29 protein-coding genes are annotated in these 26,166 nt (G+C 59.4%); 12 read left to right on the forward strand and 17 right to left on the reverse strand.

Annotation, left to right across the window (positions count from 1 at the left end; genetic code table 11):
* Positions 1–29 precede the first annotated feature (29 nt).
* Positions 30–998 (reverse strand): Bug family tripartite tricarboxylate transporter substrate binding protein, encoded by a 969-nt coding sequence (locus tag BM062_RS08765; protein ID WP_092395871.1) that lies wholly within the window; start codon positions 996–998, stop codon positions 30–32.
* 197 nt (positions 999–1,195) lie between these two features.
* Between BM062_RS08765 and BM062_RS08770 the strand changes: the two genes are divergently transcribed.
* From BM062_RS08770 to BM062_RS08795, 6 genes are all read left to right on the forward strand, one after another.
* Complete coding sequence (locus tag BM062_RS08770; protein WP_092395873.1) at positions 1,196–1,879, forward strand: response regulator; 684 nt, start codon at positions 1,196–1,198, stop codon at positions 1,877–1,879.
* Positions 1,876–3,390 (forward strand): sensor histidine kinase, encoded by a 1,515-nt coding sequence (locus BM062_RS08775; protein ID WP_092395875.1) that lies wholly within the window; start codon positions 1,876–1,878, stop codon positions 3,388–3,390. Before BM062_RS08770 ends, BM062_RS08775 begins: the two co-directional genes overlap by 4 nt.
* Before the next feature lie 78 nt (positions 3,391–3,468).
* Positions 3,469–3,780 (forward strand): metal-sensitive transcriptional regulator, encoded by a 312-nt coding sequence (locus BM062_RS08780; RefSeq protein ID WP_092395877.1) that lies wholly within the window; start codon positions 3,469–3,471, stop codon positions 3,778–3,780.
* A 99-nt stretch (positions 3,781–3,879) separates the two neighbouring features.
* Complete coding sequence (pilV, locus tag BM062_RS08785) at positions 3,880–4,422, forward strand: type IV pilus modification protein PilV (RefSeq protein ID WP_092395880.1); 543 nt, start codon at positions 3,880–3,882, stop codon at positions 4,420–4,422.
* Positions 4,419–4,934, forward strand: coding sequence for a pilus assembly PilX family protein (locus tag BM062_RS08790; protein ID WP_092395882.1), 516 nt, complete (start codon positions 4,419–4,421; stop codon positions 4,932–4,934). Before pilV ends, BM062_RS08790 begins: the two co-directional genes overlap by 4 nt.
* Positions 4,935–4,944: 10 nt before the next feature.
* Complete coding sequence (locus tag BM062_RS08795; RefSeq protein WP_092395884.1) at positions 4,945–6,774, forward strand: pilus assembly protein; 1,830 nt, start codon at positions 4,945–4,947, stop codon at positions 6,772–6,774.
* A 37-nt stretch (positions 6,775–6,811) separates the two neighbouring features.
* Here the strand turns inward: BM062_RS08795 and BM062_RS08800 are convergent, their stop codons facing one another.
* The 7 genes from BM062_RS08800 to BM062_RS08830 all read right to left on the reverse strand — a co-directional run bounded on the left by BM062_RS08800 (position 6,812) and on the right by BM062_RS08830 (position 13,814).
* Entirely contained in the window at positions 6,812–7,129 is a 318-nt protein-coding gene (locus tag BM062_RS08800) for a hypothetical protein (protein WP_092395886.1), read from the reverse strand.
* Between the two features lie 217 nt (positions 7,130–7,346).
* Positions 7,347–8,369: a hypothetical protein gene (locus tag BM062_RS08805; protein WP_092395888.1), complete on the reverse strand. Its 1,023-nt coding sequence runs from the start codon at positions 8,367–8,369 to the stop codon at positions 7,347–7,349.
* A gap of 30 nt (positions 8,370–8,399) precedes the next feature.
* On the reverse strand, positions 8,400–8,891 hold the full coding sequence (locus BM062_RS08810; protein ID WP_092395890.1) for a hypothetical protein: 492 nt from the start codon (positions 8,889–8,891) through the stop codon (positions 8,400–8,402).
* A gap of 29 nt (positions 8,892–8,920) precedes the next feature.
* A complete protein-coding gene (locus BM062_RS08815; RefSeq protein ID WP_092395892.1) occupies positions 8,921–9,583 on the reverse strand; it encodes a hypothetical protein in 663 nt (220 codons plus the stop codon).
* A 2-nt stretch (positions 9,584–9,585) separates the two neighbouring features.
* Complete coding sequence (locus BM062_RS08820; RefSeq protein WP_092395894.1) at positions 9,586–10,203, reverse strand: DUF4150 domain-containing protein; 618 nt, start codon at positions 10,201–10,203, stop codon at positions 9,586–9,588.
* Positions 10,196–11,686 carry a DUF2169 family type VI secretion system accessory protein gene (locus BM062_RS08825; RefSeq protein ID WP_092395896.1) on the reverse strand — a complete coding sequence of 497 codons (1,491 nt, stop codon included), beginning with the start codon at positions 11,684–11,686 and terminating at the stop codon, positions 10,196–10,198. Before BM062_RS08825 ends, BM062_RS08820 begins: the two co-directional genes overlap by 8 nt.
* 13 nt (positions 11,687–11,699) lie before the next feature.
* Entirely contained in the window at positions 11,700–13,814 is a 2,115-nt protein-coding gene (locus BM062_RS08830) for a type VI secretion system Vgr family protein (protein WP_092395898.1), read from the reverse strand.
* A 236-nt stretch (positions 13,815–14,050) separates the two neighbouring features.
* On the opposite strand from BM062_RS08830, the gene BM062_RS08835 reads away from it, so the two are divergent.
* The 3 genes from BM062_RS08835 (at position 14,051) to BM062_RS26170 (ending at position 15,876) form a co-directional block, all read left to right on the forward strand.
* Entirely contained in the window at positions 14,051–14,920 is an 870-nt protein-coding gene (locus BM062_RS08835) for a hypothetical protein (protein WP_092395900.1), read from the forward strand.
* An 11-nt stretch (positions 14,921–14,931) separates the two neighbouring features.
* Positions 14,932–15,312, forward strand: coding sequence for a hypothetical protein (locus BM062_RS08840; protein WP_092395902.1), 381 nt, complete (start codon positions 14,932–14,934; stop codon positions 15,310–15,312).
* Between the two features lie 126 nt (positions 15,313–15,438).
* Positions 15,439–15,876 (forward strand): pilin, encoded by a 438-nt coding sequence (locus BM062_RS26170; RefSeq protein WP_092395904.1) that lies wholly within the window; start codon positions 15,439–15,441, stop codon positions 15,874–15,876.
* 189 nt (positions 15,877–16,065) lie between these two features.
* On the opposite strand, the gene BM062_RS25530 is transcribed toward BM062_RS26170, so the two are convergent.
* The 3 genes from BM062_RS25530 to BM062_RS08860 form a co-directional block, all read right to left on the reverse strand.
* Positions 16,066–16,386 carry a hypothetical protein gene (locus BM062_RS25530; protein WP_175500933.1) on the reverse strand — a complete coding sequence of 107 codons (321 nt, stop codon included), beginning with the start codon at positions 16,384–16,386 and terminating at the stop codon, positions 16,066–16,068.
* A 68-nt stretch (positions 16,387–16,454) separates the two neighbouring features.
* Positions 16,455–16,679, reverse strand: coding sequence for a hypothetical protein (locus BM062_RS08855; protein ID WP_092395906.1), 225 nt, complete (start codon positions 16,677–16,679; stop codon positions 16,455–16,457).
* Positions 16,680–16,896: 217 nt separating this feature from the next.
* A complete protein-coding gene (locus BM062_RS08860) occupies positions 16,897–17,565 on the reverse strand; it encodes a DUF2076 domain-containing protein (RefSeq protein WP_092395908.1) in 669 nt (222 codons plus the stop codon).
* 279 nt (positions 17,566–17,844) lie between these two features.
* On the opposite strand from BM062_RS08860, the gene BM062_RS08865 reads away from it, so the two are divergent.
* On the forward strand, positions 17,845–18,051 hold the full coding sequence (locus tag BM062_RS08865; RefSeq protein WP_092395910.1) for a hypothetical protein: 207 nt from the start codon (positions 17,845–17,847) through the stop codon (positions 18,049–18,051).
* Positions 18,052–18,187: 136 nt separating this feature from the next.
* On the opposite strand, the gene BM062_RS08870 is transcribed toward BM062_RS08865, so the two are convergent.
* The 6 genes from BM062_RS08870 to rpmH all read right to left on the reverse strand — a co-directional run bounded on the left by BM062_RS08870 (position 18,188) and on the right by rpmH (position 22,630).
* Complete coding sequence (locus BM062_RS08870; RefSeq protein WP_092395912.1) at positions 18,188–18,385, reverse strand: hypothetical protein; 198 nt, start codon at positions 18,383–18,385, stop codon at positions 18,188–18,190.
* A gap of 77 nt (positions 18,386–18,462) precedes the next feature.
* Positions 18,463–19,860, reverse strand: a complete 1,398-nt coding sequence (gene mnmE, locus BM062_RS08875) for a tRNA uridine-5-carboxymethylaminomethyl(34) synthesis GTPase MnmE (RefSeq protein WP_092395914.1) — start codon at positions 19,858–19,860, stop codon at positions 18,463–18,465.
* A gap of 116 nt (positions 19,861–19,976) precedes the next feature.
* Complete coding sequence (yidC, locus tag BM062_RS08880; RefSeq protein WP_092395916.1) at positions 19,977–21,656, reverse strand: membrane protein insertase YidC; 1,680 nt, start codon at positions 21,654–21,656, stop codon at positions 19,977–19,979.
* A 19-nt stretch (positions 21,657–21,675) separates the two neighbouring features.
* Complete coding sequence (gene yidD / locus BM062_RS08885; protein WP_092395918.1) at positions 21,676–21,960, reverse strand: membrane protein insertion efficiency factor YidD; 285 nt, start codon at positions 21,958–21,960, stop codon at positions 21,676–21,678.
* A 105-nt stretch (positions 21,961–22,065) separates the two neighbouring features.
* Positions 22,066–22,467, reverse strand: a complete 402-nt coding sequence (locus BM062_RS08890; RefSeq protein ID WP_256381567.1) for a ribonuclease P protein component — start codon at positions 22,465–22,467, stop codon at positions 22,066–22,068.
* 28 nt (positions 22,468–22,495) lie between these two features.
* Complete coding sequence (gene rpmH / locus BM062_RS08895; RefSeq protein WP_061535510.1) at positions 22,496–22,630, reverse strand: 50S ribosomal protein L34; 135 nt, start codon at positions 22,628–22,630, stop codon at positions 22,496–22,498.
* 609 nt (positions 22,631–23,239) lie between these two features.
* On the opposite strand from rpmH, the gene dnaA reads away from it, so the two are divergent.
* The gene (dnaA, locus tag BM062_RS08900; RefSeq protein ID WP_092395922.1) at positions 23,240–24,679 is read left to right on the forward strand and encodes a chromosomal replication initiator protein DnaA; all 1,440 of its coding nucleotides are present in this window, start codon (positions 23,240–23,242) and stop codon (positions 24,677–24,679) included.
* 293 nt (positions 24,680–24,972) lie between these two features.
* Complete coding sequence (gene dnaN, locus BM062_RS08905; protein WP_092395924.1) at positions 24,973–26,079, forward strand: DNA polymerase III subunit beta; 1,107 nt, start codon at positions 24,973–24,975, stop codon at positions 26,077–26,079.
* The last annotated feature ends 87 nt before the right edge of the window (positions 26,080–26,166 follow it).

Below are 26,166 nucleotides of genomic sequence, written 5' to 3' on the forward strand. Positions count from 1 at the left end.
TTTTGCCGGGCCTCTTGCCGCGGCGGGATTTATCTGATCAAGCCAAGCTGGTCCGATTGTTTGCGATAGTCTTCAACGGTTTTTTTAATGTATGCGGTCAGCTTGTCGCCGCTCAGCGCAAACGGATACAGTCCGTTGCGGGCGCGCAGCTGGTCGAATTCGGGAGTCGCCATCATCTTGTCGAAAGTGCCGACCCAGCGTTTATAGTCGGCGTCGCTCACCTGCGGTCCCATGTAGACGCCGCGGATGATCGGCCAGCTGACGTCCATGCCTTGTTCGCGGGCGGTTGGCACATTGGCCAGTGCGCCCTGCAGGCGCTGTTCGGACAGCACCGCCAGCACGCGGATCTCGCCGTCCAGCGAATGCAGCGTGGCTTCCGAAGCATCGCCGGAAACCACCTGCACATGGCCGGCGCGCAAGGCGGTAAAGGCTTCGCCGCCGCCTTCCAGCGCGACGAAGCGCAGGTTCTTGGGATCGATCTGCTTGAGCTTGGCCAGCCTGGAAATTTTCAGCCAGTCCTGGCTGCCTACGGTGCCGGCGGCGCCTATGGTGATTTTCGAGGGATTTTTCTTGAGGGCGTCGAGCAGTTCGGGCAAGGTCTTGTACGGCGAATCGCTGCGCACCGCGATCATGCCGTAGTCGACCCCGAGGGCGGCTACCCAGCGCACGTTGTCGACGTCGGCATCGCCGTATTTTCCCTGGGCCAGGTTCATCAGCGAGCCGCCGGAAAACGCCACCAGCGTATCGGCTTCGGCGCGGCGCTGGGTGACAATCGAGTTCCAGGCCACGGCGCCGATGCCGCCCGGCAGGTAGCTGATCTTGACCGGATGCTCTTGCCCGGCTGGTGATTGCAGCTGCAGGCCCTTCTGCACCAGCTTGCAGGTTACGGCCATGCCGCCGCCTGGCTTGGCAGGCGCAATGCAATGCACCGGCGCCGCGTGGGCGCCAAGCGTGACACATGCACTGAGTGCAGCAATCCAGTTGATGACGGAATTCATTGTCTCCTACCCATTCTGTTGTTGTTTCACCCGCAATGCAGATGCGAAACCCAGGGCTTTAATCGTTTTTTTACATCATAACGGCGGCAGTCTTTCATTTTCCTTTCACTAACGACCCCCAAGATTTTGCCAAGCAAGGTTTTCTGTGTGAGTATTGACGGCCCGTTTTCGAATTCTAGCCACTAGTTGCCATAGCCATGCGGATTTTACTGATTGAAGACCATGTCGAGCTGTCGCGCTGGCTGACCAAGGCGCTGCAGGATGCGCACTGGTCGGTCGAGTGCGCCATGAACGGCGCCGACGCCGACAGCCTGCTGCACACGCAGCAATATGCCCTGGTGATCCTGGACCTGAGCTTGCCGAAAATGGACGGCCTGGAAGTCCTGAAGCGTTTGCGCGCCCGCGGCAGCAAGACCCCGGTATTGATCCTGACCGCGCGCGGCGGCCTGCAGGACCGGGTGCAAGGCCTGAACCTGGGCGCCGACGACTACCTGGCCAAGCCGTTCGAGCTGGTCGAGCTGGAAGCGCGCGTCAAGGCCCTGCTGCGCCGCGCGCAAGGCGGCGAAGCGCCGGTCTACAGCTGCGGCGCCTTGCAGTTCGATACGGTGTCGCGCATGTTTAGCTATGGCAACACGGTGCTGGCGCTGACGCCGCGCGAACATGCGGTGCTGGAAGTGCTGATCAGCCGCGCCGGCCGCGTGGTGTCGAAGGAAAAACTGTTCGACGAAGTGTTTTCGCTGGTCGACGACGCCAATCCCGATGCGATTGAAATCTATATCCATCGCTTGCGCAAGAAACTGCAGCGTCCCGACGCCGAAGCGGTCGCCATCACGACCTTGCGCGGCCTGGGTTACCTGCTGGAAGTCGCCGCCGAAAAATGACAGCGCCGCCAGCCGATCCGGTCGCCGCAGGAGCCAAGCCTGCAAAGTCCCTGGGAAGCCTGCGCAGCCAGTTGCTGAGCTGGCTCCTGGTGCCTTTGCTGCTGGTGGTGGCGCTGGATGCATTTTCGGTCTACCGCAATGCGCTCGATGTGGCCGACCTGGCTTATGACCGCGCCCTGCTGGCGTCGACCCGGGCGCTGGCGGAACGCGTGTCGGTAGTCGATGGCAAGGTGGTCGCCGATGTGCCGTATGTGGCGCTGGACAGTTTCGAGACCGATACCTTGGGCCGCATCTATTACAAGGTCACCGGCACCCGCGGCGAATTTGTTTCAGGCTACGAAGACCTGCCGGCCTTGCCGCCCGACGTGCCGCGCTCGGAAATCTATCCGGCGCTGGTGCGTTTTTACCACGCCAGTTACCACAACCAGGCGGTGCGCATCGCCGCCCTGTACCAGCCTGTGTATGACGACTCGATGCGCGGCATCGCGCTGATCCAGGTCGGCGAAACCATGGATGCGCGCAGCGACCTGACCCGCAAGATCCTGTTCAGCACCCTGTGGCGCCAGGGCTTGCTGGTGACGGTGGCAGCCTTGCTGGTGTGGTTCGCGGTGCGTTTCGTGCTGCGTCCGCTGATGCAGCTGAAAGCCGCGGTGGAAGCGCGCGCCACTACCGACCTGGCCGATTTCGAGGTCAACCAGGTGCATAAGGAAGTAAGGCCGCTGGTGGTCGCGATGAACGGCTACATGGGACGCTTGCAGGCGCTGATCACCGGCCAGCGCCGTTTTATCGCCGACGCCTCGCATCAGCTGCGCACCCCGCTCACCGTGCTCAAGACGCAGGCCGAACTGGCTTTGCGCGAGCTGGACCGCAATCCCGACCGCAATTTCGACGATAGGCGCGCCTGGCACAGCCTGCGCGAAATCGTCGCCAGCATAGCCGGCACCACCGACGCCACCGTCCATCTGGCCAACCGGCTGCTGACGCTGGCGCGCGCCGAGCACGGCGCAGCCGAGAGCGGCAATGAACCGCTCTCGCTCACCGACGTCGCGCGCCAGGTGGGCTTGGAGCAGGCGCGCGCGGCGGTGAAGAAACAGATCGACCTGTCGTTCGATGCGGCCGACCAGCTGATCATCAGCGGCAATGCCTTGCTGCTGCACGAACTGGTCAGCAATTTGCTGGATAATGCGATTCACTACACGCCGGCCGGTGGCAGGGTTGTGTTGCGCGTGCAGCGCGACAGCACGGCGCAGCGCGCCTTGCTGGAAGTGGAAGACAGCGGCATGGGCGTCGCCGAAGAAGACCGGGAGCGCGTGTTTTCCGCCTTTTATCGCGCGCCCTCCGCGCAGCAGCAAAACCCCAGCGGCGCCGGCCTCGGCCTGTCGATCGTGCGCGATATCGCCTCCTCGCACGGCGCCCGGATCACGCTCTCTGCCGCGGACGACAGCAAGGGGCAGGCTCCTGGCCTGAAGGTGACGGTCAGCTTCCCCTTAGCGTTATCCCTTGATTCCTGATAGCGTTAGGCATCCCGGTAACTTGCGCCGGCCCGGCAAACGGCTGTGCGCGGTGTTTCAACTTCAAGGAGACAGGCTTTGAGCGATACGCCTATCAAGATAGTGCATGGCACGGCCCTGAGCGACGAACAGAAGAAAGACCTGCTGCACCGGCTGGCGCGGGTCGAAGGCCAGATCCGCGGCGTGCAGAAACTGATCGCCAACGCCGCGGCGCCGGCCGATTGCGAGGGCGTCGCCCAGCAGCTGGCGGCGGCCCGCAAAGCGCTCGACCGGGCTTTCATCACCTTGCTGACAGGCGCCATCGTGACCCATACCGCGGCTGCCGCCAGTCCCGCGGAAGCGGAAGAAAACGCCAGGAACCTGGCCGCCTTGCTGGATAAATTTGCCTGAGTTTTAGCTGGAAGTTTTTAAGCGCGCCGGCTATTTCCTCGCCAATCTGCGATTCCTATAATTCTTTTCAGACGATGTTGGAGCGAAAAGAGGAAGCGCATGATCTCAGCCGGCAGCCGCACCGCCACGCAATCAGGAATCGGCATGATAGAAGTGCTGGTGGCGATCGCCATCAGCGCCTTCGCCCTGTTTGCCCTGATGGGCATGCAGACCGCCGCCCTGCGTTATCAGAAGACGGCTCACTTGCGCGCCACGGCCAGCCAGTTCAGCGCCGACCTGGCCGATCGCGTGCGCGCCAATATCCGCGGCGCGCATGGCGGCGCTTACAACCTGCGGCGGCAGGCTTATCCTGACATCGGCGAGTCCGCGCCGTCCTGCCTCGGTTCCAGCGGATGTACGCCCCAGGAATTGGCGGCAAAGGATATCCACGAGTGGCGCACCGGCCTCAGCCAGGCAATGGCCGGCGGCTGGGGCGAGATCGCCGGCTCGGTGGCGGAGGGATTTATGGTCAAGGTGTATTTCCTGGATTCGCTTACTGCCGGCGATGCGCGTAATCAGCTTGCAAAACATTGCCGGCCCGGCGCCGCCGACCTGGTCCTGCACAAGGATGTGGTTTGTTTCGCCACCGCTTTTTATCCATGAACACTTCTTTGCGCCAGCGGCGCCGGCAATCGGGCCTGGTCCTGCCCATGCTGCTGCTTTGCCTGCTGATGATGCTGCTGCTCGGGTCGAGCGCTTTGCGCGCCGCACTGCTTGAAGAAAAAATGGCGGCCAATGCGGGTAACCTGCAACTGGCTTTCCAGGCTGCCGAGCACGCCCTGCGTTTTTGCGAAAACCAGCTGCAACTGTCGCCGATCGTCATCCCGCTGCTGGAGCAGGGACCGGTTGCAGTGGGTGATAGCCGCAAACCCTACTGGGAAATCGCGGACAGCTGGCGCAACGGCGAAGTCTCGGTAGCCGTGCCGCGCACGGCCGGCGAAGGCTTGCAGCCTGCCGCACCGGCGCGCTGCCTGGTTGAACAGCTGCAGTTCGACGCCGACCTGCAGTACCGGCAGCACCTGCAGCCATCGCGGCCGGCATTCAGGATTACGGCAAGAGGCACAGGCGCCAGCAACGCCTCGGTGGTGCTGCTGCAAAGTTATCTGCTCTTATGAGGCGCAAGCCATGAAGACGATCTTGGCCTGTATCTGTGCGCTCACGCTGATTTCCGTGTCCGCCCGGGCGGCGGATACGCCGGGCGAGCCGCCGTTCATCTATACGGCAAGCCATGAAGCGGCAACCTGGCAAGGCCATGTCAAAGCCTATCCGATCAGCGCCGCCGGCGTTTCCGAAACAGCGCAGTGGGACGCCGCCGATCTTGTTCCGGCGTGGCAGCAGCGCCATATACTGGCCGCGGGCGATGGCGGCGCCGCTGTTCCATTCGAATGGCAACAGCTCGACGACCGGCAACGGGCCACCTTGTCGTCCGAGGAGATACTGGAATACCTGAGAGGCAATGCGGCGCTGGAAATCCGGCACGGCGGCCGGCTGCGCGACCGCAAGGGCAAGCTGGGCGACATCATCAATTCCGTGCCGCTGTATGTCGGCTGCTCCAATTCCGCTTATCACCTGCTGCCGGCAGCCGACGGCGGCGACAGTTACCGGCGTTTCGTCAGCAGCAAGAAACAACGCCGCGCCATGCTCTATGTCGGCGCCAACGACGGCATGCTGCATGGTTTCGATGCGATCGACGGTGTCGAAAAATCGGCTTTCATTCCACGCGCGATCTTTGACGGTTTGCCGGCATTGGGCGAAGCCGGTTATGTGCACCGGCTGTACGTCGACGGCCTGCTGACGGCTGGCGACGCCTATCTCGGGAATGGCGGGAGCGCCGGGTGGAAGACCATCCTGCTTGGCGCAACCGGCGCCGCCGCAAGGAGCCTGTTTGCACTGGACATCAGCGATCCCGACGTTTTGCCCGGCAATCCTCTGCTGTGGCAGAAAAGCGCGGAAGACGACGGCCATGGCGCGCCGGATGACGACATGGGTTACCAGCTCGGCGAAGCTTTTGCAGTTCGCCTGCGCAACGGCAGCTGGGCCGCGATATACGGCAATGGTTATCAAAGCAAAAAGCAGCGCGCCGTGCTGTACCTGGTTGAACTTGCCAGCGGCAGGCTGGTCAGGAAACTGGTTGCCGGCGCTGGCGGTCCGCAAGCGCGCAACGGCTTGTCGACGCCTGCCCTGGTCTTTGACCGCCAGCGTCACATAAACGCAGCCTACGCCGGCGACTTGCACGGCAAGCTCTGGAAATTCGACCTGAACGCCGGCACGGCGCAGCAGTGGCAAGCTGCATTCGACGGCCAGCCGCTGTTTACCGCCGCCGATGGCGGGCACAAGACGCAGTCCCTGATGCAGCAACCGCTGCTGGAACATCATCCCAAGGGTGGCGCCCTGGTCATGTTTGGCGCGGGCGGAATGGAAGACGGCGCCGGCCTGGGCAAGCCGCAAACCGCAAGCCTGTACGGCATCGGGGAAAAACCCGGCGCCGCTCCCGTTGCAGGCCGGGGGCAGTTGCAGCAACAGACGCTGGTTGAAGACAAAGACGGCAAATGGCAATTGAGCGGCAATACCGTCAACTGGAGCAGGCAGCGCGGGTGGTACATCGACTTGCCGGAAAAAGTCGGCCGGGTCGTCGGAAAACTGCAGGTCATCGATGGCGTGCTGTGGGTGCTGACATACTCCGCCGCCGATGGAAAATCATATCTGATCGCCATCGACTACACCACGGGCGGCGCCACGGCTGGCGCTGCGTTTGCCGATTTCCCGAGAACCGTCTCCATGATCGAAGTAGCGCCGTCAACCGTCACACCCGCCGCCATCACCTTGCCGGACGGTCGCCGGCAGCTGGTGATCAAGGACCGTGCCGGCAAGCCGCATGCCATACGCCTGAATTTACAGGAACGGCGTCCGCTAAGAACCTGGCGCCAGTTGCCGGCGCCGGCGAATCGGGAGTAGCCGAAAAAAAGCCCGCGGGCAGCGGGCTTGGCAGGATTTAATCGTCGTCGTGATGATGGCGATGCTCGCGCCATCCTTCCCGGCGCCGCCATTCTTCACGGCGCCATTCGTCGTCGCGGCGTTCCCGCCATTCGCGGCGCTCGCGCCAGCCCGGGTCCACATAGACTTCCTGCGGCGGGTAATACACAGGCGCCGGGACATAGCGCGGCTCATATTGCACAACCGGCGGGTAATACGGCCGTACCGGCGGATCGACATAAATACCGACGCCGACATTCACGCCGCCGGCCACGGCGCTGCCGCAAGCACCTGCGGCAATGGCGCTGAACGCCAGATATGCTAAAAGTTTTTTCATTTCGTTTCCTGTATGCCAATACTGCTGTATGCGGCGATGTCGCCCGATGTCGTCATTCTGTGACTTCAGTGTAGAGGCAAGCGCTAATCTATGTTGGTCTGCGGGGCAACAAGTGTAACGCCAAGTAACAGATTGTGGCAAAAATTGGACATCAAATGACATCCGACCAGATTGGATTAGTTGCTTTACCCGCGTACAGCGGCGTTTCCCGCTGAATTCAGGATGGGGTTTCCAAGAGAGGCGATTCCAGCAATTCAGCCGCATAGTAGGGATGGGCGGCGACGCGGATCCGGTTGACACGCTGCTCCATGACGCTGAACCCTACATGCAGCATGTATTCCGGCAGCTTCCATACGTAATAGCCGGTCAGCTCATCGGCCTTGCCCGTTACCGGATAACTGCCTACTTTGCCGACGACGATTTCAGGCGTATCTGAAAAAAGCAGGCCCTTGGGCAAGGCGCCGTCAAAGCCGGCCGACGCATAGAGGCCCTTGCGGATATAGCGGGCGCCCGACAGGATAAAAAACGCTTCGCCGCTCTTCTGCGAGCGGCGAAAATACAGTTCGATACCGCGCGTTAGCAGTTCATCCACTTCATGCGAATTTTCGTCATCAGGCGCAGCGTCGGCCAGAGCGGAAAAATCCGCATCTTGCAGGCTGGGATGCAGCGCGACCTCATTCCAGCGCAGTTCCAGCAGGGATTGCAGGGTGTGGATATCCGGCTGTTCGATTTTCGGCAAGACGGACGGCGCCGGCTGCCCAGGCCGGAGTCCGATCTCTATCATGCGTAAGGCGGACATGTCCTCGGTATAAGAAACCAGCAGCCAGTGGTCGGGAAAATCCCAGCGCTCCAGCTTGAATGGGGCGACAAACGGAAATATCCATTGCGAACTTCCCAGTTTTTGCTGCAAATCCTCGCGGCTGTCCGCAAAGCTGAGTGCGTGCGGCAGCGAAGATGCGTAGCGGGCGTGGTCATAATAATCGTCGCCGGAATACATCTGGACATTGGTAATGATCGCCGGCGCTCCGGTCTGCGCAGCATCCGCGTGATAAAAATCCGGCGGGCAGAATGTGATCGAAAATCCCAGGCGCTTGAAAAAGATCCCGCCTATCGGAGAGTGCTCCGGGAGCGCGAAATCCGGTTTGTGCGCATACCGGAATACCGCTGCCTCTATGGATTCAACGGGTTTTCCCAGGTGGTGCAGGAAGAGATCAGCGGTCGGCGGCGTAGTTTGGTCCATTGGGCATCACTGCTCTGGTATGCGTTTCTCTTAGCGGAATTTGATTTGTACCGGTTTGACGGTAATGTAAGCGCAATGCTTTTCATCGGCCGTCAATACGATGCCGATTTGCAGTTCCTTGAAATTGTTCCACAACAGCGTCCTCTGGGATGTGCCCGGCTCATCTTCGAAACCGGGCTCTCCCAATGTCTTCTTGAGTTCATCGGGACCTTGCTCAAAATGCAGCCCAAAGGGCAATTTGCCCAGGTAAGGCTGGAAATCATCGGCATTTTGCGGTCCGTGCAAGCGGATCCCGCTGAAGATCATGTCCCCGGCGGCATCGGTCGCACCGTAGAGCCGCGTGTATCCGTGCTTGGCGCGGAACATCAGGATATAACCTTGTTCGATTTTGCTTACCCACTCTTCAGGATTTTCGTCGAATTCCGGGCGCTGTTCTATGCCGAGAGTGGTTAAGTAAGCATCAACAGATTTGTCTATCGGCGACAAGCCAAACAACTTCACCGCATCTTCAATAATTAACATGTGATTTCCTTGTGAAAATTAAAAATGCATCACTGTTTCGCAATGACATCTTTAATCAGCTTGGTAAGGTCCTTGATATATTCGGCATGCGTTTTCTTGCGAATCTGCTCTGCTGCTTTTTGATATTTCTTCAAGCATTCGTCATCCATTTCTTTGCCTTCGGCATCCTCAATCGTTTTCGTGTCTTTTTTTGCCGCTTCCTGTAGCTCATCGGAATCCGTATCGATCTTTTCCGGATTGTTGCGCCGGCCATAGGTATCGCTGTGCTGCTGATGGTCTTTTTTGGGAATCGCTATCGCCTGGCCTTGTTTAGCGATCAATCCAGGATCGCTGCCGGATCCAAAAAGCGCTTTTCGCCCCGCATCGGTGAGTTTTTCGGCGAGCCCAGGCGTCTCGTCGATGATTTTCTGCGCAGCTTCCTTTAATGCCGCCTTCGATGGAACGTGATCGCGGTCAAATTTATTATCCCCGCTCTTTTTCAACAGATCTTCATAACTTCCATTGTCTCCGCAATCCAGCTTTCCCGTACCGACAATTGTAGTGGTTTCGGTCGTGGCCGGCACTTTCTCCTGGGTGGCTTCATGCAGCACCACCGCACCGCCGGTGACTACGGTGGCGCCAAACAGGATATGCCATATGGTAATCCCGCCCTCGATCACGACCTCGCCAACCGGGATAAGGATAGCGGCCATGCTTAGCCCTTCTTGCCGGGAATGAAAGCGGTACACGGCGCCAGCACCACGCCAGCCTGGCCGGCAATGGCTGCCACCGCCAATACCTTGCCGGTATTGATGTTGGGGCCGAGCGCCGGCGCCAGGGCGTTGCCTTGCCGAGACAGGAAGGCGCTCTCCGCAGGCGTTTCCGGCAGCACCGGCGGGCTGCTCTGGGTCGGCGCGGCGGGCGGCGGCAGGCTGCCAGGCGGATGCGGCATCTGCGTGGTGATATAGATGCCAGGATTATTGCCGCCGTTCATGACATTGCTGTCGCCCTGGCGCACCACGTAGTGTCTTTCCGCCTTGAAGTGACTGGCGGCCCCGGTCGGTTTCACATAGCCGTTGACGGTGCCGGACTTGACGCCGTTGGCGGTACCCGGATCGTCGCCGCTGCACTTCGGTTGTTGCGCCATGTTCAACACATAGGCCGGCTTGCCGTTGAAGTGGACGCTATCGGCTACCGAAGCGCTGTTCGACAGGTCTTGCGTGGTCGGATAAGGCAAAGGCGGAGTGCTGCTGCCCACCGGCGTTTTATTGATGGAGGGTGCGGTGGATACGGCTTTTAAAATATCGCTTTGGCGCGCGCCTATCTTACCCATGCTGCAGCTCCCGTTCGACGTTGCTGCCGGCGCGTCCGAATGACTTCTGCTTACGGGCGCCTTCTGCTATCAATTGCATGAATTCCGCCTCGAATTCGCAGTGCTGGCGCAAATCGACAGCGCGGATGTCGGCATCCTTGGCGATGACGGCGCGCCATACCAGGCTGACGGCGCCCTGCTCCGGTTCGATCAGCAGGGAGTCGATGTGCATCGGGTGCAAGAACATGGCGCCGTCCTCCATCCGCATCAGCAGGGTGCAGGCATGGCCGGGCAAGGCCAGTTCCAGGCAGGTATTGCCTTGCGCGTCGATGGTGGCCCCGGGCGCGTCCGGGGCGCACAGGTTGACCAGCTCGATCCTCTCGTCGCCGGCGAGATAGTCGATTTGCTGGTCCGGCGGCGCGCAGTTCCAGATCGCGAAGTCGAAATCCTGCGGCAGCCAGGCGTCGCTGCCGATGAATGCCTCATCGACGGTGCCCAGCAATGCCCGGCGCTGCGGATGCGCCTTGGCGCGAAGGCCGAGTCCGGCCGGCTCAAACGGCCGCGGCAGCGTGCCGGCGTCCGTGAACTTTCCTCTGAGGGACTGCCAGAACAGCCTGGCGGATAGCGGCGCATCGGGGTGTTCGATGCGTGGCGCCGGAACAGATTTCATGCCGCTGGCGCGCAAAAACCATGGCTCGGCAAAACCGCGGCCCACCAGGTTCTGTTCGCATGTGCGGTGGGCCACGGGCTGCAATGCCGGCGCTGCTTCGCGGTCCGGGTGGCCGGCCAGCTCGGCTGGCGTCAGGCGGTGTTTTTTGCCGATGCGTTTGCCGATGCGCTTGGCGCCGCGGTCGCCGGCGTTGACGCGGCATTCGCCGCCATACGCGTATTCATGACGCAACGGCATCTCGGTAAAAGCCTGGGGAGAAGTCAGCCGCCAGGGATTGGCTTTGATCAGTCCCAGGGTGCCCCACCTGGCCAGCGTGGCGGCCAGCCGCAGCGGCCAGGCGCGCTGCCGGAACACGCGTTCTCCGGTAACAGCCAGTTTCTTTTCCAGCAGCACCGCGCCCGGCACCCTGGTGCGTTGCGCGTGCGCAGTAGCGGTGCGCCACGCTTCCATCTCGGCCTGCGATGGCGAAGTGAAGGGATTCAATCCTTGCGCGGCGGCCGGCGGCGCCATCTGCGTATCGGCCCGCTTGATCCGCACCAGCACCTCGAAGCGCTGGGCCGGCTTATGCTGCGGCGCATGTGCGGTGGCGTTGACGATGACGTCGCATTTCGGCTTGTACTGGCACAGGTCGCTTTCCTGTCGCAGGCTGCTGCGGTTCATCTCGCCAAAGAAAGTATCGACCTCGCAAAGCGGCGCTTGCGTGCCGGCGTACTCCAGCCGGCCGGAAGAAAATGTCAGCGTCTGGCGCAGCACGGCCACATGGAAAGACTGGCCGTGCTGGTCTATGCCTTCAAAGGCCAGCGCCGGAAACGAGGTCAGGTTGCGGAATTCCATGGGGCGGCCCGGCTTAATTGATGTCCACGTCTTTGCCGTTGATCTTGACCGGCCCGCTGCCGGAAATTTCCAGTTTGGCGCCGTTGATCACTATGCTGCCGTTCGATTTCATCACCAGGCTAGACTTGCCGACATGGATGGCGAATTCGTTGCCCGCATTGATCGAGAATTTCTTGCCGACCATGACGCTCTTGTTAAGCCCTACTTCTTCAAATTGCGCCAGCCCCACCGCCGTATTCATCGCGCCGGCGACCGTCACCGCGTAGCCCGCCCCCACCGTCAGGGCCTTGGCCAGCCCCACGCTCTCGGTGGCGGTCAGCGCAATGACGACGTTTTCCATGCCATTGATGGTTTCCGTATGGTTGCCGGTGATGTGTTCGGTGCGGTTGCCGCCGACATCGAGGGTTTCGTTGGCGCCGACCTTTTCCGTGCGGTTGACGCCGATGGTGATCGTTTCGTTGTTGTCGACCGTCTCGGTCCGGTCGTGCTTTACATGCGTGGTTTCATCGTGGTCGATGTTCTTGCTGCGGTCATTGCCCACCCAGTGCGATTCGTCGTGCTCGACCTCGATGCGCTGGTCTTTTTCGGCATGCAGCCAGACTTCCTCCGCGCCCTTCTTGTCCTCGAAGCGGAAGGCATTCGCGTTGGCCGCCGTCGCACCCTTGGAGGAGCGGGTCAGGATGCCGCTCTGGGTCTTGTTGGCCGGCAGGTCCCAGGGCGGCAGGTTCTCGCCGTTGTATACCCGGCCGACGATGATCGGCCGGTTGGGCGAGCCGTCCATGAACGCCACGATCACTTCGTCGCCTATGCGCGGGTGCTGGATGAAACCGAAACCGCCGCTGGCCCAGAGCTGCGAAACGCGCACCCAGCAAGAACTCTTTTCGTTCGATTCGCCGTCGCGGAACCATTTGAACTGCACTTTCACCCGGCCCATGGCGTCGACATAGATTTCCTCGCCGGACGGACCCACCACTACCGCGGTCTGCGGCCCCGGGATCATCGGCATCGAAGCGCTGTGCGACGGTCGGTGCGGGATTTTCTTGCGGATGCAGGTGAAGCTGTTCCAGTATTCGCCGCCGCCTTCTTCGCTAGCGTAGTTATTGCTGCCGGCATGCTTGATCGAGGTCACCAGGAATTGCCGGTCTTCCGCTGAACCGGCATCGTGGTCGTAATGGCCGACCAGTTCAAAACTGTTGGCCACCGCCAGCGCGCGGCAATTGCTCTTGCCGTTGAAGACCTTGCCCTGGGCTTCGATACGCTCCAGGCGGCGCTTGGCGATCTGGTCGGCCTCGTCGGCGTTGGCGAAACCGTATTGCCCCAGGTAGTCGAAAATCTCGTAGCGCTCGACTTCACCCTGCTGCGCCACGGTATCCATTTCCGTCATCATCGGCGCGCCCGGCGATTTATAGTTGCCGCTTTTCAGCGTGACCTTGCCGGATTGCAGTTCCCGGGTCGCGGCCCAGCTGACGATGGAATCCTTGCTTTGGATCGCCTGCGTATTGTGGAAGCGGATCTGCGGCTGCGCCTTCAGTTCCGGCAGCTGCGTGCTGTCGTCGGTAATGACCAGCTTGTGCGAATCCTTGGTGTACTCGAAATAGCGGGTCCAGCCCAGCTCGTCCCACATGCGCGAGAGAAAATTGAGGTCCGATTCGCGGTACTGCACATAATAGCTATACGGTTTTGGCGGGGCATGGCGCAGCCGGAATTCAAAATCCGGCAAGGTGCCGAACTTGGCAAACACCGCACGGGTGATGTCTTCCGGCCCCTTGTCCTGGAAAATGGTCGAATCGTAGCGTTTTCCCAGCACCCACAGCCAGGGCCGCAGCACTGCCCGGTACATGGCGTAGCCGCCGTCCGAGCCGGTATGGGCAAAAGCCGTCACCAGGCCGTTAAGGTAGCGCGGATCGCCGTCCGACATGGCGATTTCCAGCGCCACCTTCTTGCCGATCATCTGCTTCAGTTCGATGCCGGGGTCGTTCGAGAGCAAGTCGCAATCGAACTCGAACAGCTGGGACAGCGTTTCGACTCCGCCAAAACTGCGCAGCAAGAGTTCTTGCGATCCCTGGGTCGGGCCGTGCCATACGATAATGCGTTGATTCTGCAGATTAACCAGGTTGGACTCTGACACGATGCACTCCTTGTCGCTTTCGGTTTAGCGGCGCTGGACTCGGTGGTTGCTGGTATTGACGTGCTGAAACATTATCCTAGCGTAAACTTTAGGGGCTTTTTAAAACGCCTGTAAGTTGTTGAAGTAAAAGGGTTTTTTGCAGATAAAGTGCAATAATTCCTTGCCGGAAGACAAGTCAAACTTGGCGCAACTGCTGTTCAGCGGCTATGCTTACGCGGTCGACGGGAGCTGAAACAATGGGAAACAAAGCGTTCTATCCTTGCACCGCAGAAGACCCGCTTGGTCTCGGGCCGCAGCCGGGCCTGCTCGGCGCCGGCATGGCGCCCGACATTGCCCGCCGGCCGGCGCCTGGCCAAGGCATCACCTACAGCCAGGCCGTCACCGCTTCCGAGCTGGTCAATATTCCGGTCCCGGTCGGCGCCAACCTGGCTTGGGACAGTTATTGGCGCGCAGTCTACGACAAGGCCAACAAGCTGATCCAGCAGCAGGCCAACCAGCTTTTGCAGCGCGGCAACGTGACCGCGGAAGAAGCCAGGGAACTGATCGAAGTACAGCGCAACCGGCTGGTGATCGAAATGCGCAAGCCGCTGACGCCATTCGGCCGCTTTTATTCCGAAGTGCTGAAGCCGGAAAAAGACCTTCCCACCCTGGAACAGCTGCTCAAGAAAAAAGGCAGCATCGAAGCGGTGCTCAACAGCGTCGGCAAGACCCGCGCGTTTACCAACCGGCTGGCGATCATCGGCCGCACGGCGGGGCCGGCCGGCATCGTGCTGGAAGTGGTAGTGGTCGGCGTCGTCATCGAAAAGGCTGACCAGCATGAACGGGCGCGCGTTGCTACCGAAGAAATAGGCGGCGTTGCCGGCGGTTTCATGGGCGGCCGCTACGGCATGCTCGGCGGCGCAGCGGCCGGCGCGGCCTGGGCCGGCACCTGGGCTTCGCCGACCTTGCTGATTCCGGTGGTCGGTGAAATCACCGAAGGCGGTGCGGTGCTGGTCGGCGGCATCGTCGGCGGCCTGCTGGGCGCCTGGGTCGGCCACGATGTGAGCAAGGAGGCGGTGCACCAGGCGTGGATGTTATCGGAGTTCTACTGGAAAACGGATAAATAGGAATTTGCCTTATGCTGATCGAACGCCTCCAGGCCTGGCTGATCAACCGCCTGCCCTCGCGCCGGCTTGCTCCCAGGCTTAGCCTGACAGAACAAGGCTTGCTGGCTGAAACCGCCGATGCCAGGCAAGAAGTGCGATGGACGCAAATCGATGAAATCGTGGCGGTCCGTGCTGACCAGTTTGTCGGCGACAGTTTGCTGCTGCTGATTCGCTTTGACGGCGATCAAACCTTGAGCATTCCCGAGCAAAGCCAGATATGGGCGCAATTGACCGAGCAGATTCCCTTGCATCTGGACGCCTCCCTGCAGCATCAGGACTGGGCGTTGCGGCTGATAGGCGATGCCCAAGCCAGGCCGGTGACGGTTTATCGGAAAGCCAGTCCGCTTGGCTGAGTCCGCGGAAGTACCTCTCCGCGGATCGTTAGCTGTTCCAAGGCAACCCATCTTGCATAAGCAGTAAGAACAAAAACACCTTTTCGCGCTCTAACCGGAAGCTTCACTGAATCCGGGAGTGCAAAAATGAAAATATCACACCATCTGCATGCCAGGACCGGCCAGGGTTTTACGCTGATTGAGTTGATGCTGACCATAGCGATCTTCGGCATCCTGGCGGCGGTTGCCATACCCGCCTATCAAAACCACCTGAAGAAAGAAAAATTCGCTGAAGTGATTGCGGCAAGCGCCACGGCTAAATCTGCTGTCGAGGCCTGCATGCAACATTTGAACGCCGCGGCAGGCTGCGACGGCGGCAGCAATGGAATTCCTGCCGACCTGACCGCAAATGCCGGCAACCGCGTTGCCGCGGTCAGCACCAAGAACGGCGTCGTCACAGTTGTCCCACAGGAAAAAGACGGCATTCTTGCCTCCGACACCTACGTGCTGACACCGACTCCCGGCAATCCGATCCAGTGGTCCAGCGCCGGCAGCGGCTGTCGCGCGACGGCATTGTGCAAATGACGGAACCTGCCTTCCGATATGCCTGTCAAAATTTTTATCCTATTTAAATGCATGGGTCATTCGTAATGAAAGCGGCAAGAACAGCCGCTTGAAGCCATGGATTATGTAGCTGAATTTCAAGAGGCAAGCATGTACGGTGAGATAGACTGGAAGCATGCGCCGAAAGGTGCACGATGGTGGGCAATGGACTCAAGCGGCCATGCCCATTGGTTCATGGAGCCAACACACAAAGTCAAGGCGCATTTCTGGTACGCGCAGGAAGTTCACGCGCCAACCTTCGCTTATTCTGGCGATTGGCGCGAGAGCTTGACCGAACGGCCAGACCAATTCAAGTGAACCAGTGAACGATAAGCAGGTTTCGGCATCGAAACAGGTATCGTCAATGACCTGAGGCCTGTCATGAAACATCTTGCTATCTTGTTGGGTTTGGCAGTGCTGCTCAGCGGTTGCGTAGTTGCGCCGTATGGGGAGAGAGATGGCGGTTACAGAGGAGATCGCGGCGACTGGCATGATCACCACAACGACAGAGACGGCGACCGCCGCAGAGATGACAACCCTAATCGTTACTAGCAGCCGTATCAGGTCCTGGTTCGGCCATTCTTCCTATGGGCGAGCCAGCCTGCCACCAGCAGTACTTTCAGGATAAGCAGGGCGCCTATCCCCACCACGCCAAGCTTGAGAGCGGCGCCGATGATATAGGCAATCCCCACTGCCAGGCCCTTTACCAGGGCAAACAGTACGACTATGCATAGCAGGCCCGCATAGAGGGGATTGTAGCGATGAAGGGTTGAGAGCTGTTTCATACGTCCCTTTGTCAGGCAGGTTTTACTGGCAATGTACTCTTTTCATTTGCCGTTTCCCATCCCCCGGATAAAAAAAAGCCCGCCTGCCTTGCGGCAGCGGGCTAAATCCAAAACTTAGGGAGAGTTGGAGGAGACCAATTCAATATTGTGTTGCCCTGCAGGTTTTCAATACCCTTTTTTCATTAATTTATTCCCGGCAAAGAATCGTGAGGGAAAGCTAGATGATTGACGAGTCGTCATCGCCGCTCATGTCGTCGGCAAGCGTGTCGTCCGCGCTCGTGCTGTCATCCTTTGCCGTATCGCCATCGTAATAATTGTTGACGGTGGTGTTCTCGGTTGATGTGGTTGACGGCGCCATGCCGGACTGGTTCATGAATCCCGCGGTGCCGCTGCTGCTGCCGGGATGCATCAAGTGTTCGATACCCTGGAACAGGAATGCACCGCCTGCGACCCCGGCAGCGGTAGCCGCAACCGTGCCGAGCGTGCTGCCGATACCGCCGCTAAAAAATCCCGGTGACGCCGCCGGCGCCTGGCTTTGCATGGGCGGGGCAGGCATTGCCGCCGGCATGCTCGCCATCATCGGAGGCGCTGCCGGGCGCGGCGCCGTAGCCGAAGTATTGCCCCACGCATTGGGATCGAAAAAGCTGCGCGACGGCGCAGCTTGCGTTGCCTGGACCTGGCTCTGCAGCGATGCAATCTGCGTCTTGGCAGTGGTAAGTGCTTGCTCCATCAACAGCGCACGCTGCACCAGCAGGTAAGCAGCGTCCGGTTGCTGCGCAACGGCGCCGGCAATCAAGGCATCGGCTTGCGGATCCTTGGCAATGCCGCGCACCTGGATGAGTTGATTCAGAAAATCTTGCAGCGATTGGATTTCTTGCGGGCTCATGAGTATTGCTCCTATAGCAAGGTAGAAAAATAATCTGGCGAAGATCACGCATGCGGCCTGCACAAACCCGCCATTGGCTTAACACGGCATTACATGGGGCCAAGGGACGTAATTCCTCTGATTTTTTTGTATCCGTTTGAAAGCGATTGTGATTTTTTGGAAAGATGACATAAGGAAATTGCCCAGAGGATTCGAGTGAACATTCGGGGAAAAACGCCAGATTCGTAGCGAAACTGAAATATTTCCTTGCTACTATGGAATTTCCATGGGGAGGGCGATATGTCTACAGTGCATGAAAGCCACAGCGTCAGCCTGTCGCAGAAGGACATCGAGGTCCTGGAATCGGTGCTGAATGAACGGATTGCGTACCTGTCCCAGATACTGATGACCAGATCGCGCAGCGCCTATGGCGATCATCATGTAACTGCATTGAAAAACGCGATTGATGCGAAATCAGCGCTGAATCTGGGCCGAAGCACGATATAAAACTGCATCCCCGGACCAAGGAAGCGTGCGGGTGTAAAAAAAGCCCCGAACCGGTGAAGGTGCGAGGCTTTTAATCGACGGCTTGGATTACGGGCTGCTCCAATACTGAAGCGAGACAGCGCTAAGATATCCGCCATCAGGGTTTAGCGGGCGCGCTGGCAGCGTTGAGCGCCTCCATGGCAGCCTTTCTTGCCGCCTGAATATCCTTGCTGTCAACAGTAGTAGCAGAAGCCGGGGCTCCCGCCTCGGGCGTAGCGACAACGGCTTTCGGCTCTTCTTCCTTTGAACAGGCCAAAACAGCAAAAAGAAGTACCAATGCAGCGACTGTTTTCATCTTTTCTCTCTCCTCGAATTAGACGGTACGGCAAATCATTGTGTGCATTCTACAATGTTGCCGAAAGACATCGCTGCTTATTTCCCGATGCAGAACCTGGAAAAGATCACCCCCAGCAAATCATCCGGCGTAAACGCCCCCGTAATGCTGCTCAGCCTGTCCTGCGCCAGCCGCAATTCCTCCGCAAACAGATCCAGCGACTGGTCGTTGACCCGGTTGTCGAGCGAGGCGTGCTGGTCGGCGATCTCCAGGTGGTCGCGCGCCGCCTTCAGCGCAATCAGGTGACGCTCGCGCGCCAGGTAGCGTGATTCGCCGGTTTGCTGCCAGCCGGCGATGCGCAGCAGTTCCGCGCGCAGCAGGTCGATGCCGAGATGGTCGGTGGCCGACAGGTAGATATGGGTAGCGTCGTTCATTACATCGACCGCGGGTTTGTGGCCGGACTGGTCGATCTTGTTCCAGATGCGGATGATCGGCGCGCTGTTCGGAAAACGCGCGACGATTTTTTCATCGGCCAGCGACGGGCCGTGGTTGGCGTCCAGCATGTGCAGGATCACGTCGGCGTTCGCCACCGCGGCCCAGGTGCGTTCGATGCCGATCCGCTCCACTTCGTCGTTGGCGTCTTCCGCCTCGCGGATGCCGGCGGTGTCGATGATGTTGAGCGGGATGCCTTCCAGCTGGATCGTTTCGGTAACCTTATCGCGGGTGGTGCCGGCGATCGGCGTGACGATGGCGACATCGGACCCGGCCAGCACGTTCAGCAACGACGACTTGCCGACATTCGGCTGCCCCGCCAGCACGATGTTCAAACCGTCGCGCAGCAAGGCGCCCTGTGCGGCCTGGCTGAACACATTGTCCAAGGTGCTGCGGATAGTCGCCAGCTGGCCGCGCGCATCGGATTTTTCCAGGAAGTCGATTTCCTCTTCCGGGAAATCCAGGGTAGCTTCAACCAGCATGCGCAGGTTCGTGACCTGCTCCACCAGCGCATGGATCACCTTGGAAAACGCGCCCGACAGCGATTCCGAAGCCGATTTGGCGGCCGCCTCGGTAGACGCCTCGATCAGGTCCGCCACCGCTTCCGCCTGCGCCAGGTCCAGCTTGTCGTTGAGGAACGCGCGCTGCGTGAATTCACCCGGCTCCGCCATGCGCAGGCCGATATCCTGGCCGGCCGCCAGGCAGCGGCTCAGCAGCATCTGCAGCACCACCGGCCCGCCGTGTCCCTGCAGCTCCAGCACGTCTTCGCCGGTATACGAATACGGGGCCTTGAAATAGATCGCCAGGCCCTGGTCGATGACGCTGCCGTCGGCATTCTTGAATGGCAGATAGGTAGCGTGGCGCGGCGCCAGCTTGTTTTCCGGGATGCCGCAAACGGCTTCGATCAGCGGGCCCAGCTGTTTGCCGGAAATGCGGACTACGCCGATGCCGCCGCGTCCTGGTGCGGTGGCGATCGCGGCGATGGGGGAAGAATCGAAAGACATGGAATTATTCTACGAGGGTTGTTTGATAATAGAAACATCGGCAAGCAGCCGGCCACAAAAAAGCCCGTGAATCGAACATTCACGGGCTTTTTTACGACACTCGCTCAACGGCGATATTAAGCCTTGGCCGGACCTGCGCCCATCTTGCGGGTAATCACCCATTGCTGCGCAATCGACAGCACGTTGTTGGTGACCCAGTACAGCACCAGGCCGGACGGGAAGAAGAAGAACATCACCGAGAAAATCAGCGGCATGAACATCATCACCTTGGCTTGCATCGGATCAGGCGGCGTCGGGTTCAGCTTGGTCTGGATGAACATCGAAATCGCCATCACCACCGGCAGGATGTAGAACGGATCCGGTGCGGCCAGGTCATGGATCCAGCCCAGCCATGGCGCATTGCGGATTTCCACGCTGGCCAGCAGCACCCAGTACAGCGAGATGAACACCGGGATCTGCACCACGATCGGCAGGCAGCCGCCGAGCGGGTTGATCTTCTCGGTCTTGTACAGCTCCATCATGGCCTGGTTCATCTTCTGCGGCTCGGATTTGAAGCGCTCGCGGATCGACGTCATCTTCGGCGTCACCAGCTTCATCTTGGCCATGCTGCGATAGCTCGCTGCCGACAGCGGGAAGAACGCCAGCTTGATCAGCACGGTCAGGGCGATGATGGTCCAGCCCCAGTTGCCGAGCACTTTGTGGATCTGCGTCATCAGCCAGAAAATCGGCTTGGCGATGATGGTCAGCCAGCCGTAGTCCTTGACCAGTTCCAGGCCAGGCGTAATCGCTTCCAGGTCAGCCTGCACTTCCGGACCCGAATACAGGCGCGCATCCATGGTCACGCTGGCGCCGGGAGCAATCGTGCCCAGCGGCAGGATATTGCCGACTGCGTACAGGTTAGTGGCGATCTTCTTGGTGAAGATTTCGCGCGGCGCCTTGTCTTGCGGGATGAACGCCGAGACAAAGTAATGCTGGATCACTGCAAACCAGCCGTCGTCCGCCTTGGTAGCGTGCTCAGCCTTGCCGCCTTCGATTTTGTCGAACGGGAATTTCTGGAACTTGCTCGCTTCGGTATAGACAGAAGCGCCGGTGAAGGTGTGCACGAAACGTTGTTCGCCTTCAGGCGCATTGCCGTCGCGCACCAGCTGCAGGTACAGCGAAGGCGAGACTGGCGCGCCGCTGTCGTTGGTCACTGTGTGCTTGACGTCGATCGAATAGTCGCCGCGCTTGAAGGTGTAGGTCTTGGTCAGCTTGACGCCGCCTTCGGTCGATTCCAGCACCAGTTGCACCTGGTTGCCGTTGTCCAGCGTACGGACGCCAGGCAAGGCCGTGAACGGCGACTTGTGGTTAGGGAACGGACCGCCGATCAGGCCGGTTTCAGCCAGGTAGGTGCGGGTAGCGCTGGAGTCGAACAGCACCAGGTTCTTGGTCGGGTCGACCGTGTCCTTGTGCTTCAGCAGTTCCAGGCGCTTCAGTTCACCGCCGACGGTATCGATGTCAGCCTTGACCACATCGGTGGTGATGGTGATGACTTCGCCCTTGGCGTCAGCGGCGGTGGCAGGCACCGCGCTGGCCGATGCGGCGGGCGCGCCGGCGATAGCCGAAGCTTGCGGCACGGCGGTGCTGGCGCTAGCCGATGCGGCAGCGCCGGCAGGACCGGTGGCAGCGGCAGGAACAGTCGGGTTGGCGCTCGGGAAGAACAGCGACGGCTGGCCGTTATGGCGCTGCCACTGGTCCCAGAGGAACAGCAGCGAGACCGAAAATACAACCCACAGGACGGTACGTTTGATATCCATAAGAGTATTTATCTATGATTCAGGAATGGCCGCAACCACACGATCGGTTAGCCGATGCGGGTTTGGTTGCAGATGGAGATGTGGATGGCTGTTGCGGCGGCACCGGATCGAGTCCGCCTTCATGCCAGGGATGGCATTTGCACAGGCGGCGTCCGGCCAGCATGCTGCCCTTCAGGGCGCCATGCGTGCGGATAGCTTCGGCTGCGTAATCGGAGCAGCTGGGATAAAAACGGCAATTCTGTCCCAGAAACGGGCTGATGCCCAGTTTATAGAGGCGCAACAGGAACAGTAGAGGCATTTTCATGACAGCTTTTTTCCCTTCTTCTTCCGGCCCCGGCTATGTGTGGCCAGGCTGGAACAATACAAGCCGCGGATACAAATAAGCCGAAACTTACGCGATTACGCGAACTTACGACTTGTCAGCCCGTTGCGACGCGAACAGCTGCTTCAGTTCGCCATGCAGCTCTCGCTTCAGGCGCGCAGTCGTGGCCGGGCCCGCCTTGGTGTTTACCGGTTTCGATAAACGCACAACGCAGTCGATTGGCGGCAATGGCGTCAGACGAAACAGCTCGCGCGTAACGCGTTTGACCGTGTTACGCGTAACAGCACGCGGCGCCAGCCGTTTTGCCGCCACCACGCCCAGACGGGCATGCGGCAGCGCATTAAGGCGGGTGTACAAGACGAAGTGCGCCGTTCTATACACAGGGCGCAAACGAAAAACGGATGAAAACTCATCCGTTTTAACGATGCGCCGGTCACGTGAAAAGTCCTGGACGCTGTTCTGGGAACGGTCGCCGAGTTGATCTGTCACGCAAGCAACGCTGCTGCGTCCGGCTGGATTAAGCTGCCAGACGCTTGCGGCCTTTGGCGCGACGTGCATTGAGCACAGCGCGGCCACCGCGGGTTGCCATACGGGCGCGGAAGCCGTGAGTACGCTTACGGCGCACGACGGAAGGTTGGTAAGTACGTTTCATGTTGGTCTCGCTAATCAGCAAAAATAAATCGGATCTTCACACTCAGAGCGCTGGGTTTCTACCCTTTCGCGATTCGATCTGGACCAGGCTGCCAAGGCGTCGGAGGACGAAACCGGGGCAAATACAAACAAGTACAAGGGACAGTCAACGCACAAACTGGCAATTCAGCGGACAGTGAACCTTGAATTAGAACGCATTTTCTGCTTGTTTGTCAATCACTTAGGGCGCTTTTCCACAAGGTCTTTTTGCGCCCGGCAACCGGAATAATTGGCCGTGCCTGTGGATAACTTGCGCCGGCAAGGGTAGAATAGCGGCTTATGTGTGGCACGCCCGCCAGTTATGCATTGCTCAGTAGTACGGAATCCATTACTGAACCCAGCGTGCAATAAGAACAGCGGGGGGTGTCGGATTTAGGTAATCGAAGCGAAAAAATAGCTGGGCGAGGCCAGATTTTGCCGTGGTCGAAGTGTCAATAGCGGGGCTATTGACCGAGAGCACGGTGAAATATGGACCGGTCAGCTATTTTTGCAGCCGATTACCTAAGTCCGGCACCCCCCCCAGCCAGGGCGTAAAGAACCTCACCCCGCACACCTTCACTTAGAACGATTCATGGAAAATTTCTGGCAGAGCTGCTCTACCCAGTTGGAGCAGGAATTGACGCCTCAACAATTTAGCGCGTGGATAAAACCGCTGACGCCACTCGATTACGAGGACGGACGATTGCGCATCGCTGCGCCGAATCGCTTTAAGCTGGACTGGGTAAAAACGCAGTTCGCCAGCCGCATCACGACCCTGGCGCACCAATATTGGGAGGCGCCGATCGAAGTGGTGTTCGTGCTCGATCCGCGCAAGTCGGCCCCGGCCCCTTCCAGTTCCAGCATGCCGGTAGCTATTCATAGCCATGGCGGCAATAACGAGCAGGCCGGCGCGCAGGCGTCCTCCGCCGGCGGCGGCAGTTATGGCAACAGCAACTTCGACCGCCTGCCGGAAGTGCAGACCGAGAACAGCGCCGTCAGCGCCAGGCGCGACCAGTCGCGCATCAACACCGCCCTCAGTTTCGACAGTTTCGTCACAGGTAAAGCCAACCAGCTGGCGCGCGCGGCAGCGATCCAGGTCGCCAATAATCCTGGCGTTTCCTACAACCCGCTGTTCCTGTACGGCGGCGTCGGCCTCGGCAAGACCCACCTGATCCACGCCATCGGCAACCAGCTGCTGGCCGATAATCCGAACTCCAAGATCCGCTACATCCACGCAGAACAATACGTTCGCGACGTAGTGACTGCTTACCAACGCAAGGGTTTCGACGACTTCAAGCGCTACTACCATTCGCTCGATCTGCTGCTGATCGACGATATCCAGTTCTTCGGCGGCAAGAGCCGCACCCAGGAAGAATTCTTCTACGCCTTCGAAGCGTTGATTGCAGCAAAGAAACAAATCATCATCACCAGCGACACCTACCCGAAAGAAATCACCGGCATGGATGACCGCCTGATTTCGCGTTTCGACTCGGGTCTGACGGTCGCCATCGAGCCGCCGGAACTGGAAATGCGGGTAGCTATCCTGCTTAAAAAAGCGGCATCAGAAGGCGTCACCTTCTCCGACGACGTCGCGTTTTTTGTTGCCAAACATCTACGTTCCAACGTCCGCGAGCTGGAAGGCGCACTGCGCAAGATTCTTGCTTACTCCCGTTTCCATGGCAAAGACATCAGCATCGATGTGGTCAAAGATGCATTGAAGGACCTGCTGTCGGTACAGAACCGCCAGATCTCCGTCGAGAACATCCAGAAGACCGTAGCCGACTTTTTCAACATCAAAGTTGCCGACATGTACTCGAAAAAGCGGCCGGCCAATATCGCCCGTCCGCGCCAGATTGCGATGTACCTTGCCAAAGAGTTAACCCAGAAAAGCTTGCCGGAAATCGGCGAACTGTTCGGCGGCCGCGACCACACCACGGTGTTGCACGCAGTCCGCAAAATCGCCGGCGACCGCACCAAGAACCCGGAATGCAACCACGAATTGCACGTGCTGGAACAGACCCTGAAGGGCTGATGTTGATATGTCGGGCGATTGTGCACGTTGCCTGCGGCCCTGTGGATAAGTTTGGATAAGGCAAGTTTGAAACTGGGCGGCTACTGTGGTTTTTTTGTCGATTGAGCGAAACGCGGCAGCTTGCCGGTTTATTAACTAACAATCGCAAAAAAGCCGGAAAGCGAGGCAGATTTAAGCGCCGGATGGGTCCGTAGAGGGTCGATTTAAGTTACATTTACAGACTGCTTGGAAGTATTCAAACGCGCCATCGAGCTGGCAGCAATATTTGATTTTTAAATAACAAGGATATAGCTATGCAATTGGTCAAAACCAACCGAGATACCCTTCTCCGGCCACTGCAGATCGTGAGCGGTATTGTCGAGCGTCGGCACACATTGCCGATTCTGGCCAATATCCTCATTCGCAAAGAAGGCGAAAAGGTCTCTTTCCTGTCGACTGACATCGAAGTGCAAATCACCACCAACGCCAACGTCGGCAGCGGCGGCGAAACCGCGGCGACGACCGTTGCGGCACGCAAGCTGCTCGACATCCTGCGCGCCCTGCCCGACACCGGCGAAGTCTCGCTCACCCTCAGCAACAAGCGCATGACCGTGCAGTCCGGCAAATCGCGTTTCGCCCTGCAAACCCTGGCCGCCGAAGAGTTCCCGACGGTAGCCCAGGCGGACCATTACAACGCCACCGTCACCCTGCCGCAAAAGACGCTGAAGCACCTGTTCAACATGGTGCACTTCTCGATGGCGCAACAGGATATCCGTTACTACCTGAACGGCCTGCTGCTGGTCCTCGACGGCAAGAACGTGATCGCCGTGGCCACCGACGGCCACCGCCTGGCGTTTTGCCAGGTCGCCACCGAGCAAGAGTTCGCGCGCCAGGAAGTCATCATCCCGCGCAAGACCATCATCGAACTGCAGCGCCTGCTGGAAGAAACCGACGAACCGGTCCAGCTCGAAATCGCCAACAACCAGGTCAAGCTGTCGTTCGCCGATATCGAACTGATCTCCAAGCTGGTCGAAGGCAAGTTCCCCGACTACACCCGCGTGGTGCCGAAGGGCTACAAGAACGACTTCACCATCAGCCGCGACCAGCTGCTGCGCTCCCTGCAACGCGCCGCCATCATGACCAGCGACAAGTTCAAGGGCGTGCGCTGGGTAGTCACGCCAGGCAGCCTGAAAATCAGCTCCACCAACGCTGACCAGGAAGAAGCCATCGAAGAACTCGAAATCGACTACGGCGGCGACAGCGTCGACATCGGCTTCAACGTCACCTACCTGCTCGACGTCCTCAACAACCTCAAGGGCGACAACATCAACATCGCCCTCGGCGACGCCAATTCCTCGGCACTGATCACCGTGCCGGAAAATGCTGACTTCAAATACGTCGTCATGCCAATGCGGATCTAGTCTGCATAAAAAACAGGGCGGAAAGCATCGAGCTGTTCCGCCCTGTTTACTTGTAAAAATAGCACTCAGCCCCAATATAAGCAGTTC

It is taken from the genome of Collimonas sp. OK412, assembly GCF_900112135.1.
Classification (GTDB): Bacteria; Pseudomonadota; Gammaproteobacteria; order Burkholderiales; family Burkholderiaceae_D; genus Collimonas; species Collimonas rhizosphaerae.

Coding starts and splice junctions, on each gene's coding strand:
- BM062_RS08765 (WP_092395871.1), bottom strand. CDS start 998: ATGAATTCCGTCATCAACTGGATTGCTGCACTCAGTGCATGTGTCACG.
- BM062_RS08770 (WP_092395873.1), top strand. CDS start 1,196: ATGCGGATTTTACTGATTGAAGACCATGTCGAGCTGTCGCGCTGGCTG.
- BM062_RS08775 (WP_092395875.1), top strand. CDS start 1,876: ATGACAGCGCCGCCAGCCGATCCGGTCGCCGCAGGAGCCAAGCCTGCA.
- pilV (WP_092395880.1), top strand. CDS start 3,880: ATGATCTCAGCCGGCAGCCGCACCGCCACGCAATCAGGAATCGGCATG.
- BM062_RS08790 (WP_092395882.1), top strand. CDS start 4,419: ATGAACACTTCTTTGCGCCAGCGGCGCCGGCAATCGGGCCTGGTCCTG.
- BM062_RS08795 (WP_092395884.1), top strand. CDS start 4,945: ATGAAGACGATCTTGGCCTGTATCTGTGCGCTCACGCTGATTTCCGTG.
- BM062_RS08800 (WP_092395886.1), bottom strand. CDS start 7,129: ATGAAAAAACTTTTAGCATATCTGGCGTTCAGCGCCATTGCCGCAGGT.
- BM062_RS08805 (WP_092395888.1), bottom strand. CDS start 8,369: ATGGACCAAACTACGCCGCCGACCGCTGATCTCTTCCTGCACCACCTG.
- BM062_RS08810 (WP_092395890.1), bottom strand. CDS start 8,891: ATGTTAATTATTGAAGATGCGGTGAAGTTGTTTGGCTTGTCGCCGATA.
- BM062_RS08815 (WP_092395892.1), bottom strand. CDS start 9,583: ATGGCCGCTATCCTTATCCCGGTTGGCGAGGTCGTGATCGAGGGCGGG.
- BM062_RS08820 (WP_092395894.1), bottom strand. CDS start 10,203: ATGGGTAAGATAGGCGCGCGCCAAAGCGATATTTTAAAAGCCGTATCC.
- BM062_RS08825 (WP_092395896.1), bottom strand. CDS start 11,686: ATGGAATTCCGCAACCTGACCTCGTTTCCGGCGCTGGCCTTTGAAGGC.
- BM062_RS08835 (WP_092395900.1), top strand. CDS start 14,051: ATGGGAAACAAAGCGTTCTATCCTTGCACCGCAGAAGACCCGCTTGGT.
- BM062_RS08840 (WP_092395902.1), top strand. CDS start 14,932: ATGCTGATCGAACGCCTCCAGGCCTGGCTGATCAACCGCCTGCCCTCG.
- BM062_RS26170 (WP_092395904.1), top strand. CDS start 15,439: ATGAAAATATCACACCATCTGCATGCCAGGACCGGCCAGGGTTTTACG.
- BM062_RS25530 (WP_175500933.1), bottom strand. CDS start 16,386: ATGCCAGTCGCCGCGATCTCCTCTGTAACCGCCATCTCTCTCCCCATA.
- BM062_RS08855 (WP_092395906.1), bottom strand. CDS start 16,679: ATGAAACAGCTCTCAACCCTTCATCGCTACAATCCCCTCTATGCGGGC.
- BM062_RS08860 (WP_092395908.1), bottom strand. CDS start 17,565: ATGAGCCCGCAAGAAATCCAATCGCTGCAAGATTTTCTGAATCAACTC.
- BM062_RS08865 (WP_092395910.1), top strand. CDS start 17,845: ATGTCTACAGTGCATGAAAGCCACAGCGTCAGCCTGTCGCAGAAGGAC.
- BM062_RS08870 (WP_092395912.1), bottom strand. CDS start 18,385: ATGAAAACAGTCGCTGCATTGGTACTTCTTTTTGCTGTTTTGGCCTGT.
- mnmE (WP_092395914.1), bottom strand. CDS start 19,860: ATGTCTTTCGATTCTTCCCCCATCGCCGCGATCGCCACCGCACCAGGA.
- yidC (WP_092395916.1), bottom strand. CDS start 21,656: ATGGATATCAAACGTACCGTCCTGTGGGTTGTATTTTCGGTCTCGCTG.
- yidD (WP_092395918.1), bottom strand. CDS start 21,960: ATGAAAATGCCTCTACTGTTCCTGTTGCGCCTCTATAAACTGGGCATC.
- rpmH (WP_061535510.1), bottom strand. CDS start 22,630: ATGAAACGTACTTACCAACCTTCCGTCGTGCGCCGTAAGCGTACTCAC.
- dnaA (WP_092395922.1), top strand. CDS start 23,240: ATGGAAAATTTCTGGCAGAGCTGCTCTACCCAGTTGGAGCAGGAATTG.
- dnaN (WP_092395924.1), top strand. CDS start 24,973: ATGCAATTGGTCAAAACCAACCGAGATACCCTTCTCCGGCCACTGCAG.